General features: G+C 62.6%; 14 protein-coding genes. 8 read left to right on the top strand and 6 right to left on the bottom strand.

What is annotated here, in order from left to right:
• The first annotated feature begins 22 nt into the window (after positions 1-22).
• Genes pstC through ACZ45C_RS11435 form a run of 5 tightly spaced genes read left to right on the top strand, consistent with a single transcriptional unit; the run spans position 23 to position 5,319 of the window.
• Complete coding sequence (pstC, locus tag ACZ45C_RS11455) at positions 23-1,147, top strand: phosphate ABC transporter permease subunit PstC (RefSeq protein WP_460562524.1); 1,125 nt, start codon at positions 23-25, stop codon at positions 1,145-1,147.
• Positions 1,144-2,712: a phosphate ABC transporter permease PstA gene (pstA, locus tag ACZ45C_RS11450; RefSeq protein ID WP_460562526.1), complete on the top strand. Its 1,569-nt coding sequence runs from the start codon at positions 1,144-1,146 to the stop codon at positions 2,710-2,712. Before pstC ends, pstA begins: the two co-directional genes overlap by 4 nt.
• Positions 2,709-3,623: a phosphate ABC transporter ATP-binding protein PstB gene (gene pstB, locus ACZ45C_RS11445; RefSeq protein WP_460562528.1), complete on the top strand. Its 915-nt coding sequence runs from the start codon at positions 2,709-2,711 to the stop codon at positions 3,621-3,623. Before pstA ends, pstB begins: the two co-directional genes overlap by 4 nt.
• Before the next feature lie 5 nt (positions 3,624-3,628).
• A complete protein-coding gene (gene phoU, locus ACZ45C_RS11440) occupies positions 3,629-4,297 on the top strand; it encodes a phosphate signaling complex protein PhoU (protein WP_460562530.1) in 669 nt (222 codons plus the stop codon).
• Positions 4,298-4,299: 2 nt separating this feature from the next.
• Positions 4,300-5,319: an AbrB/MazE/SpoVT family DNA-binding domain-containing protein gene (locus tag ACZ45C_RS11435; protein WP_460562532.1), complete on the top strand. Its 1,020-nt coding sequence runs from the start codon at positions 4,300-4,302 to the stop codon at positions 5,317-5,319.
• A gap of 127 nt (positions 5,320-5,446) precedes the next feature.
• Here ACZ45C_RS11435 and ACZ45C_RS11430 read toward each other — a convergent pair whose 3' ends face one another.
• Positions 5,447-6,397: a halo transducer protein gene (locus tag ACZ45C_RS11430; RefSeq protein ID WP_460562534.1), complete on the bottom strand. Its 951-nt coding sequence runs from the start codon at positions 6,395-6,397 to the stop codon at positions 5,447-5,449.
• Positions 6,398-7,038: 641 nt separating this feature from the next.
• Positions 7,039-8,364: a phosphoglucosamine mutase gene (gene glmM, locus ACZ45C_RS11425; protein ID WP_460562536.1), complete on the bottom strand. Its 1,326-nt coding sequence runs from the start codon at positions 8,362-8,364 to the stop codon at positions 7,039-7,041.
• A 714-nt stretch (positions 8,365-9,078) separates the two neighbouring features.
• On the opposite strand from glmM, the gene ACZ45C_RS11420 reads away from it, so the two are divergent.
• Positions 9,079-10,278, top strand: a complete 1,200-nt coding sequence (locus ACZ45C_RS11420; protein WP_460562538.1) for an orc1/cdc6 family replication initiation protein — start codon at positions 9,079-9,081, stop codon at positions 10,276-10,278.
• 323 nt (positions 10,279-10,601) lie between these two features.
• On the opposite strand, the gene ACZ45C_RS11415 is transcribed toward ACZ45C_RS11420, so the two are convergent.
• Complete coding sequence (locus ACZ45C_RS11415; protein WP_460562540.1) at positions 10,602-11,096, bottom strand: NUDIX domain-containing protein; 495 nt, start codon at positions 11,094-11,096, stop codon at positions 10,602-10,604.
• Positions 11,097-11,358: 262 nt separating this feature from the next.
• Here ACZ45C_RS11415 and ACZ45C_RS11410 point away from each other — a divergent pair, with 262 nt between their 5' ends.
• The gene (locus tag ACZ45C_RS11410) at positions 11,359-12,678 is read left to right on the top strand and encodes an RNA-guided endonuclease InsQ/TnpB family protein (RefSeq protein WP_460562704.1); all 1,320 of its coding nucleotides are present in this window, start codon (positions 11,359-11,361) and stop codon (positions 12,676-12,678) included.
• A gap of 59 nt (positions 12,679-12,737) precedes the next feature.
• On the opposite strand, the gene ACZ45C_RS11405 is transcribed toward ACZ45C_RS11410, so the two are convergent.
• On the bottom strand, positions 12,738-12,989 hold the full coding sequence (locus tag ACZ45C_RS11405) for a HalOD1 output domain-containing protein (protein WP_460562542.1): 252 nt from the start codon (positions 12,987-12,989) through the stop codon (positions 12,738-12,740).
• Positions 12,990-13,068: 79 nt separating this feature from the next.
• Positions 13,069-13,557, bottom strand: a complete 489-nt coding sequence (locus ACZ45C_RS11400; RefSeq protein ID WP_460562544.1) for an Lrp/AsnC family transcriptional regulator — start codon at positions 13,555-13,557, stop codon at positions 13,069-13,071.
• A gap of 211 nt (positions 13,558-13,768) precedes the next feature.
• Here ACZ45C_RS11400 and ACZ45C_RS11395 point away from each other — a divergent pair, with 211 nt between their 5' ends.
• Positions 13,769-14,200, top strand: a complete 432-nt coding sequence (locus tag ACZ45C_RS11395) for a hypothetical protein (protein WP_460562546.1) — start codon at positions 13,769-13,771, stop codon at positions 14,198-14,200.
• A gap of 220 nt (positions 14,201-14,420) precedes the next feature.
• Here ACZ45C_RS11395 and ACZ45C_RS11390 read toward each other — a convergent pair whose 3' ends face one another.
• Positions 14,421-16,142 carry a tRNA uridine(34) 5-carboxymethylaminomethyl modification radical SAM/GNAT enzyme Elp3 gene (locus tag ACZ45C_RS11390; protein WP_460562548.1) on the bottom strand — a complete coding sequence of 574 codons (1,722 nt, stop codon included), beginning with the start codon at positions 16,140-16,142 and terminating at the stop codon, positions 14,421-14,423.

The raw sequence follows: 16,142 nt of genomic DNA, 5'->3' as shown, positions 1-16,142 counted from the left end.
CTTCGCGGCCCGACCCCAGTATATGTCACTCACTCCCCAAACTGATTGGCGCACGAGCATCGAACGACGGCTGACTAGGACGCGAGAGTTCGTCGACGAGACCGATCCCGAGGCGCTGGCAGTCGTCCTCGTGTCGATGGGGTCGCTTCTGGCCGCCTTCGTCGGGTTCCTACTCGCGTCGCCGTGGACGGCCGTTCCGTTCGGCTCGTTCCTGGCGGTTACCGGTTACGGCTGGGCGCGCCATCAGGCGCTCGTCGCCCGCGCGGTCACCTTCGCGATGACGACGGTGACGCTCGTCACGCTCGGGCTCATCGTCGTGTTCATCTTCGCTGAATCGATCCCGGCGTTCCAGTACGAGACTGCGAGCGTCTTCGGCGTTTCCGTGCCGGGAGCGGGAATGTTCGTCCAGACCCGTTGGGACGCCGTCTCGGATCCCGTCCGTTACTCGCTGCTTCCGATGATCCACGGGACGGTGATGGTGACGACCATCGCGACGCTCGTGGCGGCCCCGCTCGGCGTTGCCGCAGCGCTGTTCATCGCCGAGATCGCGCCGCCGCGGGTCCGCGAACTCGTCAAGCCGGGTATCGAGGTGCTGGCCGGCATCCCGTCGATCGTCTACGGGTTCATCGGCTTCACCGTGATCAACCCGTGGGCCAGCGGGGCGTTCGCCCTCAACGGCGGCTCGACGTACCTGTTCGTGGGAATGGTCGTCGGGCTGATGGCGCTGCCGACCGTCGTCTCCGTGGCCGAGGACGCGCTCACGAGCGTTCCCGACACGATGAAAGACGGCTCGCTCGCGCTCGGGGCGACCGACTGGCAGTCGATGACCTCGATCACGCTTCCCGCGGCGTTCTCGGGCGTCTCGGCGGCCGTCCTCCTCGGCGTCGGGCGGGCGATCGGTGAGACCATGGCCGCGACGGTGATGCTGGCCGGAATCCCCCGGATCAGCGAGCCGCTCGTGAACGTCTTCTACGGCTACGAGACGCTCACCTCACTCATTGCACGCGGCTACGGCAGCGCGAACGGCGTCCACGAGAGCGCGCTGTTTGCCGCCGGCGTCGTCCTGTTCGTCACCGTGTTGTGTCTGAGTATCGGCTCACAGTACATCGAGGCGCGGATGCGCCGCCGCCTCGGGGGTGTCGAATGAGCCGCGCCACCCGGACCGCGCTCGTCCGCGACGACCGCACGCTGTACGAGGCGTCCGCCGGCGTCGCCGTCGGACTCTCCGGGGTCGCGTTCGTCGCGGGCTTGGCGGCGCTGCTGGGCGTCGTCGCGATCGACGCCCCCGTCGCCGGAGTCGAGCTGTCTGTCGCGTTCGGCGTGGCCCTCGTCGCGCTCGGGACGTCGGTTATCGGCTTCGGCGCGGCCTCGCGGTTCGGGTACGTCGACGCGGCGCCCCAGCCCAGTGCGGGGCTTATCGCCGCGGCCGCGTTCACGGCGATCTGGCTCGCCGTGGGCGCGGCTGTGTCCGGAGCAATGGGACTCGGACTGGGCGGCCGTCTCGGCGTCGGATTGGTCTTTGGCGGAATTGCGTTCGCGATGACCGCGCTCCCCCGCGAAGATATCGGATCGACGGCTCCCGCGGGCGCACTCGCGGTTCTCTGTGGCCTCTCGCTCGTGGCCGGCGTCGTTGGCCCCGGCTGGGAACGCGCGCTCGTCGGGTACAACGCGACGCTGTTCGGCGACACGGCCGTCCCCGTGATCGTGCTGTTCGCCTCGTTAGTGAGCGGCTGGAGCGCCGCGAAGGCGTACGGCGGGTTCGGCGCTCGCGGGCGAAACGTCGGCGCGTACGTACTCGTCTACCTCGTTGTCGGCTCGATACTGGCCGTGCTGGTCGGCCTCGTCGCGTTCGTCACGGCGAAGGGTCTCCCCGGGCTGTTCAACGGGTTCGGAGTTGGGGGTGCAGGCCTCATCACGTGGCCGTTCCTCACCAACGGTGCGGGCCTGACAGCCGACATCGCCGGCGTGTTCCCCGCCCTCTTCGGAACGGTCTGGCTGGTTATCGGGGCCGTCCTCTTTGCCGTCCCGACCGGCGTCGGTGCGGCCGTGTTTCTCAGCGAATACGCCGAACAGGGCCGGTTTACGGGGGCCGTCGAGGTGGCGACTAACGGGCTCTGGAGCACGCCGAGCATCGTGTTCGGGCTGTTCGGCGCCGCCTTCCTGATCCCCCGCTTTGGCAACCAGAAGTCGCTGATAGCCGGGATGTTGACGCTCGGGTTCATGCTGCTGCCGTTGGTGTTGATCACGAGTCGGGAGGCGATACTCGCGGTGCCCGACGAGTACCGCGACGCCAGCGCGGCGCTCGGCGTCTCCAAGTGGCAGACGATCCGCAGCGTCGTCCTCCCCGCCGCGATCCCGGGAGTCACGACCGGCGTCATCCTCGGCGTCGGGCGCATCGCCGGCGAGACCGCCCCGATACTGTTAACGATGGGCGGCGGCGTCCTCCCGGCGAAATCGGCCGCCCCCGACGTGTTGGGGAGCTTCCGACTGAGCGCGTCGCCGCCGTTCGTTAGCAACCCCTCGTTGTTGGAGGCGACGAGCGCGCTCCCGTACCAGCTGTACGCGCTCATCACGGCGGGACTGAGCGGAAACATCCAGAACCCACAGGAGTACGCGTGGGGACTAGCGCTGACGCTGCTTCTCGTCGTGTTAGTCTTCTACGCGATCGGCATTACGACGCGCTACTACTTCAGACAGAAACTTCACCAATGAGTCAGACAGACACCGCAGAGACCACGGCGAACCGCACCGACGGCCAGGGAGTCTCAACGACTGCTGGCGAAACCGTTGAAGAGACACGTTCGGAGTGGACGAACTACGAGGCCGGCGGCGAGACGAAATTCGCGGTCGAGAATCTCGACGTTCACTACGGCGACGACCACGCACTAAAGGGCGTCTCGATGGACATCCCCGAGGAGAGTGTGACGGCGCTTATCGGCCCGTCCGGATGCGGAAAGTCGACGTTTCTCAGGTGTCTCAATCGGATGAATGACCGGATCCGCGCCGCCGACGTCGACGGGACGGTCGAGCTTGACGGCGAAGACGTCTACCAGGACGGCGTCGATCTCGTCGAGCTACGCAAGCGGGTCGGAATGGTGTTTCAGAGCCCCAACCCCTTCCCCAAGTCGATCCGTGAAAACGTCTCGTACGGACCGCGGAAACACGGCGACATCGAGACCGGGTTGCTCGCCCGACTCACCGGGCGCGCGGAGCCCCGCCGCGAGGAGGCGCTCGTCGAGCGGTCGCTCGAACGGGCCGCGCTGTGGAAGGAGGTGAACGACCGGCTGGACGACAACGCGCTCGGGTTGTCTGGCGGCCAGCAACAGCGCCTCTGTATCGCTCGGTGTCTCGCCGTCGATCCGGAGGTCATCCTGATGGACGAGCCGGCGTCGGCCCTTGACCCGATCGCCACCTCGAAGATCGAAGACCTCATCGAAGACCTCGCACAGGACTACACGGTTATCGTCGTCACCCACAGCATGCAACAGGCGGCCCGCGTCTCCGACCAGACCGCGGTGTTCCTGACCGGCGGCGAGCTCGTCGAGTACGACGACACGGAGAAGATCTTCGAGAACCCGGAGAGCCAGCGCGTCGAGGATTACATCAGCGGAAAGTTCGGGTGATCGTCGTGCCCCGAGAAGAGTATCGCGAGTCGCTGGACGAGCTGCGGGCCGACGTCGAGTCGATGGCGAAGACCGTGCTCGATCAGCTCTCGCAGGCGCTTGACGCACTCGAACGCGACGACCACGGATCGGCCCGCGAGGTGATCGACGGCGACGAGCGCGTCAACCAGCGATACCTCGACCTCGAGGGCGACTGCATCGACCTGATCGCGCTCCAACAGCCCGTCGCCTCGGACCTGCGCTTCGTCGCCGCGTCGTTCAAGATCCTCACCGATCTGGAGCGGATCGGTGACCTCGCGACGAATCTGGCCGGATATACGCTCGCCGGTAGCTCAGAAGTCATCTCCGAGGGCCGGATCCAAAACATCGGCGAGACCGCCTACAATCAGGTTCGAGAAGCTATCGACGCGTACGTCGACGCCGATCCCGAGACGTGTCGGGCGATCGCCGAACGTGACGACGAGCTCGACGCGTTGTGTCAGAACGCCAGCGAAGCCGTCGTCCGCGAGCTGATCGCCAGCGAGTCCGACCGCTGGGAGATCGAGCAGCTGCTCGATGACGTGTCGCGGATACTGCTCACGATCCGTGATCTCGAACGGGTCGGCGATCACGCCGTCAACATCGCTGCACGCACGCTTTACATGAACGACAGCGATCCCGAGCTGATCTACTGACGATGGAGACCAGAAAGTTGCAGGAGGTCGGCGGCGGCACCTTCACTGTCTCAATTCCGAAGGGGTGGGCAACCAATCACGGCTTCGAGGTCGGCATGGAGCTACACCTGTACACACATCGTGACGGATCGATCCTCATCCGATCGACGGACGCCGACCTCAGCTGTCTGGACGACGCAACGGTTGATGTTGACGGCGGCGGCACTGACGCTGTCAAGCGAGCCGTTCGAACGGCGCATGCGATTGGGTTCGAGACGATCACGCTGCGTCGGGTCGGCACGTTTTCCGATGCGGAGCGCAAAGCCGCCCGGTCGACTGTTCGAGATCTCATCGGGACGAACATTCTTAGCGAGTCAGACGCAGAGATTACGATCAGACACCTCTTGGACACCTCATCTGTCTCCGTCCGCCAGTCGATCGTGCAGCTGCAGTACGTGGTCGTCTCCCTTCTCCGCGACGCGACCGAGGCGTTCGTCGACGCCGCGAACGCACGTCCGAGCATTCGCGACCGCGCCGACGAGGCACGCCGCTCCGCGGAGATGGTCTCGCGACATTTCTCACGGTCGCTGGTCTCACACGCCGAACTCGATGCCTTGGATGTTTCTCGGCCTGATTTATTCACCTACTATGCGATCGCCTGTCACCTCGAAACGGTGTCCGATCAGGCCGTTCGAATTGCGCGCACCGGCGAAAAGGTCTCCGAGCCGCCCGCGGATACGGCAGCCACAGACGTGTGTTCCGTGGCCGACGACGTTGCGTGCGCCGTCGACGACGCGGTCACCGCTGTCCTTGAGAGCGATACTGAGAACGTCCACCAGGCGAGAGATCGGTGTGATGATGCCATAGACGGTATTGCGACGGTCGAAAACCGGCTGTACGACGGGTCGATGTCGGGAGAGATTCCCGCGGCAGTCGCGCTGTCGACCACACTCTGTCACCTACGGCGAACGGCTGAGTGCGGTCTATCTATAGCCGATGTTGCCGCGAGATCCGCGATCCGCGCCGATAATATCGATGGCTGACTGCCCGAGCTACCGTGAACGCACCACGGGGTCAAGCCCCGTGGCTTCCTACTTTTACGACGCGCTTTGCATCCACGACCCCTCGGTGAGGCGTTCACCGTCGACGTCGGTTTCGAGCCAGCGTTCGCTACGTCCCTTCGGAACGGTGTTCTGTCGTGATGGCTTCAACCTCGTCCCACGCAACCGGCGGTTCCATGCTGTCGAGCGCCTCGTCGAGCGCGGTCAACTGGTCGCCATACTGCGCGGTCCACTTGGGGTTGGCATGCGCAGTGAGTCGTTCGCCGACGGCTTCATGGCTGGTCTCAATCTCGTCGAGTCGGGGTTCGATCGCTGAAGGCGGCCGACTACTCTCACGCTCGGCCCACCTTCGAAGGGCCGCCGACTCCGCTCGGAGATCCACTATCATCAACGACACGACCCGGTGGCGGATCATCGCTGCGATCCACGTCTGTGCCTTCTCACTCTCGGAGTCGCCGTCGGCACCGGCAAGCGCTTCGGCGACGGTGTCAAGTTCGTTTATCGACTCTGCGACCGCTTCGACGTCATCTACGAGTTCATCGGCTCGTCTGTCAGCGTTGGTGAGCCACCCCTCGAACGATTCAAGCTCCAACTGAAGGTCATCGGCGGCTCGCTGGGTCTCGGTCGCAGCGTTTGTAACCCGCCTGATCCGTCGTGCGATCTCGTAGAGATCGCCGTCCGTTTTCATCGAAAGTATCTCTTGGATGGCCTCACCGAGAGTGTCCGCTCGGTCTTCGATAGCGTGGAGACGCTCCTCGAAGGAGGTGATGCGTGCCGACACGAGGTCCAAATCCGAGACCGGGACTGCCGTTTTCCGCGCGCTGTCCAGTTTTCCCGCGGCGAGTTCGACTCGTGTCTCCGCAGTCGTCACCACCATCGACGCGTTCGCCACTGCGTCGTCGACGGCCGACCGGCGGATCGTCCCGTCCTGCGCGAGGATCGCGAGGGTTTCTCGCATTTCGCTGACTCTTTCCTCGTCATCGGCGATGATGTCGGCCGCTCGTCCGACAGACAGTCCGTCGAGATCCGCTCGTTCGTCGTCGGATTTTACTTCAGTCATGGTTCCCGCCTCTCATGGTCGGTTGCCGATGAGCCGATGCGTTCTACTGGCCGTGTTCGCCGGGAAGGCGGTGGCTGCGACTGCTGTCGGTTGAATCCGAGAGCAGCGGGTACAACGGGTGACGTGGTCGGCAGGCTGTGCCCCACCGGTCGTATCTCGATCTGATCACTCGCCGTACGACGGTCACGCTCGCGCTCGGCGAGCGTCGCCGCCATCTGGATTCGACCCGTGGTCTGAACGCAGACGAACCCACCACAGTGGTCCGTCTGATCGCTCTCGTAGCTCACGATCCGTCATGCGGGAGGTGTCACTATAATCGTTACTTGGAACTGATATTGACTGCTATAGAGCAGTATCAGCGTCTCTTTAGCCTCTGGTGAACGGAGAGATGTCCAAAACACGGTGAGTGTCAGGGTGATTCCGTCGGTCTCGATATCCTCGTCGGGTTGAGACACTCGCTTCGTTCGCGAGGCTCCCGAGGTTGGCTGTGGCCCGTCATTCTCGCGCGCCGCCGGTCATCCCGAGCGACGCGATCGCTATCACGCCGATGACGAATACGAGCATCGCAAGGGCTGTTCGCGGTTCTCAACTGGGTCTCAGCGCGTGTCGAGGCGCTCCACGACGAGACGAAATCGCTCCGTCTAGCGTGTCTTTTCTGCGGCGCGGGCGACCAGATCTCGCGTCGTCTCGAACAGCGCGTCGGCGTCCGTCTCGTCGCGCGCCTCCGCCGTCAGCCGCACCAGCGGTTCGGTACCGCTCGCGCGCACGAGGAACCAGCCAGCGTCGGTCTCGACGCGGATCCCGTCCAGCGTCGAAATATCGGCGAACTCGTCACGTGCGATTTCGGCAACGCGGTCGACGACCGCTCGCTTCGATTCAGTACGCACGGAGTCTCTTCGGATCGGATACGTCGGGAGATCGTCGACCGCGGCGGCCAGCGACCCCTCGGATCCGACCAGCGCGGCCAGCGTGCAGGCCGCGAGCGGTCCGTCCGGACAGGGCGTCTGTTCGGGCCAGATCCACGCCCCGCTCGGCTCGCCGCCGAAGACGACGTCCGCCTGTGTGGTTTCAGCGGCGACGTACGCGTCGCCGACGGGGGTGTACGTCACGTCCGCGCCGACTTCGGCGAGCGTGTCGGCGACGAGCAGGCTGGTGTCGACCGGGACCGCCACGCGGTCGCCCTCGCCGGCCTCGCGGCGGGCGAACAGCGCGAGCAGGGCGTCGCCGGAGACGAACCGCCCGCGCTCGTCGATCGCCATCATCCGGTCCGCGTCGCCGTCGTGGACGACTCCGAAGTCGGCGTCCGTCGCTTCGACGACCGCGCAGGCGGTCTGACAGTTCTCGGCCGTGGGTTCGCTCGGCCGCCCGGGAAATCTCCCGTCCCGTTGAGCGTTGAGCGTCTCCACGTCGCAGCCGGCCGCGTGAAGTGCGTCGGCGGTGACTCGCCCCACGCCGTTCCCGAGGTCGACGACGACGGCGAGGTCGTCCGGGATCGCGACCGACTCCCGGAGCGCGCGCTCGTGGTGGCCCCGCGCCGCGTCACCCGTGCGGTGCTCGCCGAGTTCGTCCCACGCCCCGAGGTCGAACGCCTCCTCGCGGACGATGTCGGCGATCCGACCGTTCGCGTCCTCGCCGAACGCCCTCCCGTCGGCCGCCCAGAGCTTGATCCCGTTGTCGGGCGCCGGGTTGTGCGAGGCGGTGACGACGACGCCGGCGTCTGCGTCCTCGTCGACCACACTCCGCGCGACGGTCGGCGTCGGCTGGACCCCGATGTCGATCACGTCGCCGCCACACTCGGTGACGCCGGCCGAGAGGGCACGGAGCAGCGTGGCCCCGCTCTCGCGAGCGTCGCGGCCGACCACGACCGTGTCGGCACCGTCAGACGCCAGTGCTCGCCCGATGTCGAGCGCGAGATCGGCCGTGACCGTCTCTCCGACCGGTCCGCGCACGCCGCTGGTTCCGAACATACCACGGCTTCACCGCCGGGCGGAAAGACGGTTTGGGTCAGTCGTCTGTCTCCGCCGGTGTCGATTCAACGGCAGAAGGAGAGTCTCTGACAAGCCCACGACCTCAGTCGTGGGGCACTGATAGCGATCAACACCAACTACGGCATCGCCGACGTGCCCGAGGATTCTCTGGATTCGGGATCGACAGGCTCGGGATCACCTCGATGACTCCGCACGAAGGGTCCCGTCGTTGGCGTTTGAGAGAGACGGAGACAGTACGTTTCGTCTGTCTGCGACCGGGGCGTGGGTTGGGAGGTCGTCACTCGGCGTTCCCGAAACGAGTGAGCTGCGTCCGCCGTCGCACCCCCTGTGCCGAGACGCAGACAGTGCGTTTCGTCTGTCTTTCCGCCTACGGATGGCCGATCAACTGTGGTCGCAGCGGGATCGGTTGCGCGAATCCCGTCCGTTCCGTCTGGCACCCACGGCGCGAGAGAGACAGTGTGTTTCGTCTGTCTTTCCGCTGTCGATCGGACTCTGCGGTCGCCCCTCGTGCACATCAGTATGCGTACACACACCAGTGTGCGTACATGTGCGTGATGGACACGATAACTTGACGGGCCGATACGATAATCTGACGGGCCGACAACCATCTGCAGCGACGGGCGGTACACTGTGAGTCAGACGAGACAAACAAAAGCAGGTTTTATATATTATTGTAGTAACTCCAACGTACGTATGGCCGGTCCATTCAGCGACGTCGAGCGATCGATCTTCGTTTCGAAGGGGGTGCTCTCGGAGGACCATCAACCGGACCAGATCCTCGAACGCGACGAGGAGATCGACCAGTATCGCCACGCGCTCCAAGACGTCCTCTTCGGCCGTACTCCGCAGAACGTCATGCTGTACGGGAAAGCCGGGCTCGGAAAGACGGCCGTCACGACGTACATGATGGAGGCGCTTCAAGAGGAAGTCACGAAGCGATCGGACGCCGACGACCTCCACGTTCACGAGTTGAACTGCAACGGGAAGTCACTCTACACGGTCGTACGGACCCTCGTCAACGAGCTGCTCCCCGATCACGCGAGTGACTTTCCGAAGCGCGGACTCGGAACGGCCGACGCGTTCGAGGAACTCTACGCGCAACTCGACCGGATCGGCGGCACGCACCTCGTCGTCTTCGACGAGATCGATCACCTGGACGATGTCGACACGCTCCTTTATGAACTTCCTCGGGCGCGTTCGATAGGCCACATCACCGAGTCGAAGGTCGGCGTCATCGGGATCAGCAACAACTACACCTTCAGGCAGTCGTTGTCGCCGAAGGTGAAGGACACGCTCATGGAGACGGAGATCTCCTTCAGTCCGTACGACGCGAGCGAACTCCGGACCATTCTCGCCGACCGCGCCGATCGGGCGTTCGTCGCGGACGCGTGTGACGACTCGGCCATCGCGAGGGCGGCGGCGATCGCGGCAAAAGACCGCGGTAACGCCCGGCAGGCGATCGACCTCCTCCGCGTCGGCGGAGAGGTCGCCACGCGATGTGACGACGAGTGCGTCGACGACTCACACATCGTCAAAGCGCAGGAACTCGTCCAGCGAGGCCGACTGCGGAACCGCATTCGAGATCAGACGCAACACGCACAGCTTCTGCTCGAAACCGTTGCGTACATCGAACAGCAGGACGATTCGCCCGCCCGGTCGCGAACGATCAAAGATCGGTACGAATCGGTCGCCGACTCGCACGCCGTGGACCCTCTCACGACGCTCAAGAGCATCCAGAATCACCTCTCCGATCTGCACATGCTCGGATTCTTACAACGCCGGGACCGAAACCACGGCGAAGGCGGCGGACGATACTACGAGTACGAACTCGATCTCGACCCGCAGATCGTCCTCGACATCCGACGAGAGGCTGAATCGGAGCCCGCACCCTGAGATCCACTTCGAGACGCTGCACCACCGAGGCGCCCCACCTCTGAGACGCCCCACCTCTGAGACGCTCCACCTCCGGGACTCCCGACGTCTCTGGCACTCCCGCTATCAACCCCAAGACAGACGAAACGTACTCTCTCACTCCACGAAAGTCGCACGATCCAGACAGTACGTTTCGTCTGTCTTTCCGCAGGCACTCCCTTCGCGTGTCACCGTGCGGAGATCGCGGGGACCGAGGGTGAGTACGTTTCGTCTGTCTCGATGGTTCCACGTCGCGACGCTGTCCCGCTGTCGCGTTCCGAGGTTCGGGTCCGCCTCGACGACGGCTACACCGACCACGCGTCCACGGTCGCGGCGGCCTCGACATAGGCGCGGACGTACTCGTGACATGGCTCCGGCAGCGACCGGAACACGCGGAATGCGTCGTGTTGGTCGTCCGCCGTCAGTGCGTCATTGTCGTTGACGCCGTCGGTACCAACTCCCCCTACGACGTCGACGACGTACCCGTTCGCGAGGTAGTGCTTCGAGTCGACGCCGTCGACATCTGCAGTCTCGTACTGATGTTCGAACGCCCCGAGCGACTCGACGATCTCGACGTCGATCCCGAGTTCCTCGCTCGCGACTCGGTGGACCGCCTCGCGGCGCGTCTCGCCTTTCCGCACGCGACCGCCCGGCACGAACCAGTGGCCTTTCACGGGCTCGTTCGTCCGCCGGCCGAGGAGCACGCCGCCCTCGCGTCGAATGACGAGGTCGACCGAGACGATCGGGACGTTCGCGACGATCGTCCGCCAGTCTTCGTCGGGAATCCAGCCGTCGTCCATGCCCGAGTGAGAGGCTACAGAGAGATGGCTCTGTTGAAATCCTTCGCAAGTGATATATTTTGACGCGATTGCGGTCAGTACAGAACGTGTATACAACAAAGTGTTATACAAAATCGAGGTGAATACCTGACCCTTTAGAGTCAGGATGAATCCGACAACGCCTCCACAATCCACCATCGATGGCAGGGTCGGATATTCCACCGTTCTCAACCCGGACCTTTTAATGAAATACGAGTATAAATGATTATACAGTCGTTTCAGAATATTGGAAGTCCACCGCACCCACAAAGCGAAAATCCTCAACCACAGTCAGGTAGAGGGGTCGCTTGACCGCCACGGGTGGAGTGCCAGTAAACTCTGGAACGTCGCTAACTACCACACCCGGCAAGTCTGGGAGGAGACGGGTGAGATACCCGATCACGGCTCTCTCAAAGACGAGTTGAAAGGTCACACCAACTACAAGGGACTGCATTCGCAGTCCAGTCAGCGCGTTCTGGAGGAACTCGCTGAAGCCTTCAACTCGTGGTACGAAAAGAGGAAGTCTGACAATCGGGCGAATCCGCCCGGCTACCGCAAGGAAAACTACTACGACGACCACGGCAACCGCGTTCACGAAGAACACCCGCGTTCGACGGTGACGTGGAAGCAAAACGGCATCAAACACGATTCGAAGAACAACCGAGTCAGGCTCTCGAAGGGCGCGAATCACAAGGACCACCCGAAAGCGTGGGAATACATCCTTGTCGAATACGAAACCCGCCCCGGCGTCACGGTCGAGAACCTGCAACAGGTTCGTGCCGTCTACGACAACTCAAAAGGCCGGTGGGAACTACACCTCGTCTGCAAAGACGAAGTTGAGACACCCGACGCCCCTGGCACCGAGACAGCGGGAATCGACCTCGGTATCTGTAACTTCGCAGCAGTTGCGTACAGTACCGAGGAAGCCGACCTGTATCCCGGCAATCGCTTGAAACAGGACGGCTACTACTTTCCAAAAGAGATCGCCAAGTGCGACGACTCGGGTGGCGAAGAAGCCACTCGTCTACACGCGAAGTGGTCGGAGCGCCGCACCCACTTCTTTCATGGTCTCGCTAAGCATATCGTCGAGAACTGTGTCGAGCGGGGTGTTGGTCGTCTCAATGTCGGCGATTTAGAGGGCGTCCGCGAGGATGAAGATGGCCAAGCGAAAAACTGGGGAAAGCACGGCAACCTCGACCTGCACGGGTGGGCGTTCGACCGCTTCACCGATATCCTCGAATACAAGGCCAAGATCGAGGGCATCGAAGTTGTGGAAGTTTCAGAGCGCGACACGAGCAAGACGTGTTGCGTCTGTGGTAGGGAAGATGACAGCCAGCGCGTCGAACGCGGTCTGTACGTGTGCGAGACGTGTGATGCGGCGTTCAACGCTGATGTGAACCGGGCGGAGAACATCCGTCTCGACATGAACCAAAGTAACTCCGAGTCTTCTGGACAGTTGTCCGGGGATAGGAGTACCGGCTGGTTGGCACAGCCTGACGTCTACCTGTATGACTTGTCCAGCGGATTCCAACCGCAGGAACAAGTGGTAGACTGCAAACCGTAATATCCCAATCCAGCGGTACGGTACCGTGGGATTCCCGCGTCTTCAGGCGCGGGAGGATGTCAAGTATCGCGCGATTTGACCGAAACATACCCATCAGAGAAAACACTCACCTCGTAGCCGGCGTAATTGAAAATAACCTTCCCAAGTCCTCGGTCCTTGGCAAATAAGCTCTCCAAGGCGTCGGGGTCGATTACTTCATTGAGCGGGGGAGTAACTTCGAGAGGGTCAACGTCCTCTACTTCGGATACTCGTTTAACTACTTCATAGGTTACATTATCGGCGTGCGCCGTTGCAGCCTTTGATTGGACCATAGACCACTATAGACACTCACCCCTCTTGAACCTATTGGGTATTTGATAATTTCTAAAGCGACTTAAGAGGGGCTGGAAATTATCCAGTGTCTGCCTCATTCGTAAACTCTTCCCCGAAGTGGTTGTACGGGTTGGTTCGTTCCTGCTTCATCATCTCCATCCGTTCAATATCGACGCCGAGTGCATCCAACGCTTCAAGAGTATCCTCAATGTCTTCAGACGTCCGGCCCACGACTTCCATTGACAAGTTTTCATTGTTCGTCAATAGCTCACGGATGCTTATGACGCCGGACATCTCCATGATGTCGTCTAACATCTTCTCTCGGTCCTGTAGGGGAACTGTCGCGGTCACGAGGAGGTGGTGACCTAACCCCGTTTCACTGTACTTGATGATGGGATGATAACTGAGAATGACACCACGCTCCTCAAGACTGTTGATTCGATTAGCAACCGTACTGGACGAAACACCGACTTTCTCAGCCATGTCCTCGGTCGTATTACGTCGGGCATCCTGCTGAAGAAGGTACAGTATGGCTTTATCTACGTTGTCGAGTTCCTTGGAAACCATCTTTAGAACGTAGGGGTCACAACGGGAAATTGTTTTCCGCAGTACCCATCAGCTCACCTCCTTGAACTGGCCGTGCTGTTGGTAGTCAATACGCAGCCCACATCGACCGGCTGTTTCAGGTGAGAATCTGTCTGAAGAATAGGATCTCAACAGAGCCGAGAAATGTCAAGACGCCCAAAGAATTACTCCGATTCGATCAGAATCAGATAGTATGGACCGAAGAAAATTCGTTTCTGGCCCTCTAGTTGGTGGCGCAATCATCTCAGCCGGCTGTACTGGATTGTTGCCATGGAATCCGACTATTGACGGGGAGGAATTGACACTTTCACCCGGTGAGAAATCAATGATCACCATAGAGGTGACTGATATTGGCGGATTTTCGTTTCAACCAGCGCCAGAAGGGATAACGATCGTGACAACTCGATCTGAAATTGATGTGACACCGCCGCCGGATTCTGGAGGTGACTCAGATCCACCTCAATGGTTCTGGTCGTCACGTACCGACGTAACTGTCGAGGCCCCCATTGCCATTTCCGATTCCGTGGAACCCGGCGAGTACCAGTATGGAGTTACAGTCTGGCGAAAAAATCAGCATAGTGATGAAGTCCAAGCACGGTTTGATCTAACGATCACCAGTGACTGAGACAGAAGTCGCCCCAATTTTGTCTTCGCAATGAGCTGCTTCTAGGACCTGTATTGACCGCAGCCGGGGCAGAATACATTACCTGTTGAGGATTTCAACAGAGCCAGAGAGATAATACTGGTCACGTCGGACCCGCCGGACGCCCGACACCCGACACCTCGGTGCAGAAACGAGGAACGATGGGGGCGCCCGACCCACCTGCCTCGATGGGATCGAGGCGTCACAGCCGCTTCGAGACGTACGGTCCGTCTTGGTGGTAGCCGAGCTTACTCCGGTAGTACTCGCGCGCGCCGATCCCGGATATGATCGCGAGTTTCCGGTATCCCGCGTCGCGAGCGAGTTCCTCGGCGCGCTCTAAGAGGCGTTTTCCGTACCCCTTGTGTTGCCAGTCGCCGTCGCCGCCGATGGCGACTTCGCTCCCGTACACGTGCAGCTCGCGGAGCAGGGCGGCGTCGTCGAGTTCGGGTCGGACCGCGTCGCTCTCGGTTCCCGGCGCGCCGGGCTGGTCGGGCGAAAATGAGGGGAACCGCAGCCGACAGAAGCCGACGAGCAGGTCGCGGACGGGGTCCTCGAAAGAGATGAAGTGCTCCGTTCCGCCGCCGGCCTCGTAGGTCATCACGTCGAGTTCGACGTCGTCGGGATCGGGATCGGCGTCGTTGTGGCCGACCTCGCGGGCGCGGATGTCCCGCTGGACGATCCCCTTCTCTTCGGCGCGCTGGCTCGCGAGCTGCCGGAGGTTCGACTTCCAGACGCCGCCCTCGATGAAGTCCGCGGGGATGTCGCGCTGGACGCGCTGGAGACGGGTGTACTTGGGGATGCAGTCCATGGCCTCGGCGACGATGTCCGCGGCCTCCTCGTTCGAGAGCGGCTCGAAGTCGTCGCGACGCCAGCGGTCGTACACGCGGGTCCCCTCGACGACGAGCGTCGGGTAGATCTTCAGGTAGTCGGGCCGCCACGCCGGATCCTCGAACAGCTGCCGGAAGTCCTCGACGCACATCTCCGTCGTCATCCCCGGCTGGCCCGGCATCATGTGGAAGCCGACCTTGAACGCGGCGTCGCGCAGCCGGCGGTTCGCGTTGCGGGAGGCCTCGTTGCCGTGGCCGCGGTGCATCTCGCGGTTGATCCGCTCGTAGGTGGTCTGGACGCCCACCTCGACTTTCGTCCCGCCGAGATCGAGCATGCGGTCGATCTGTTCGGGGTCACACCAGTCGGGCTTCGTCTCGAAGGTGGTGCCGATGTTGCGGATCGCGTTCGTCTCGTTTTCCGCGATCACGTCTTCGAGGTACTCGAACTCGGTCTCCTCGGGGTCGGGTGCGAACGACTCGCCTTCGGCGGGCTCCGGTTCTGTGTCCAGATCATAGTCGTTCATCGCCTGCAGCGCACGCTTCACGAACCACTCCTGGTAGTCGTGCGAGCGTGCCGTCATCGTCCCGCCCATCAGGATGAGCTCGACCTTGTCGACCGGGTGGCCGATCTTCCGGAGCTGCTCAAGCCGGAGGGTGACCTGCCCGTACGGGTCGTAGTCGTTCTGCTCGCCGCGGGCGGCGGCGGGCTCGTGACCGGTGTACGACTGCGCCGAGGAGAACTCCGAGGCGGGGCCGCCGGGACAGTAGAGGCACTTCCCGTGGGGACACAGCTCCGGCGAGGTCATGATCGCCACGGGCGAGACGCCCGAGGCGGTCCGCACCGGTTTGCGCTGGACGACCTCGATCACGTCGTCGCGGGCCTCCGGCGGCGCGTGGTCGAGGATCGCGGTGTTCTTCGGGACCTTCGGCGAGGAGAACCGCGAGCAGGCGTCGAGCTTGGCGGACTCCAGGTCGTCGCGGTCGATCTCGCCGGCGAGGATGCGGTCGACGAGGTGTTCGCAGGCGCGGACGAACGCCTCCGGTTCGTCGCCGTCGCCCCCGGTGTCGTCGCCCTCACTCGCCGCGTCGGTACTCAT

Source organism: Halorubrum pallidum, assembly GCF_055380345.1.
The sequence above is the reverse complement of the archived record's forward strand: the minus strand, read 5'-3'. Positions and strand labels throughout refer to the sequence as shown.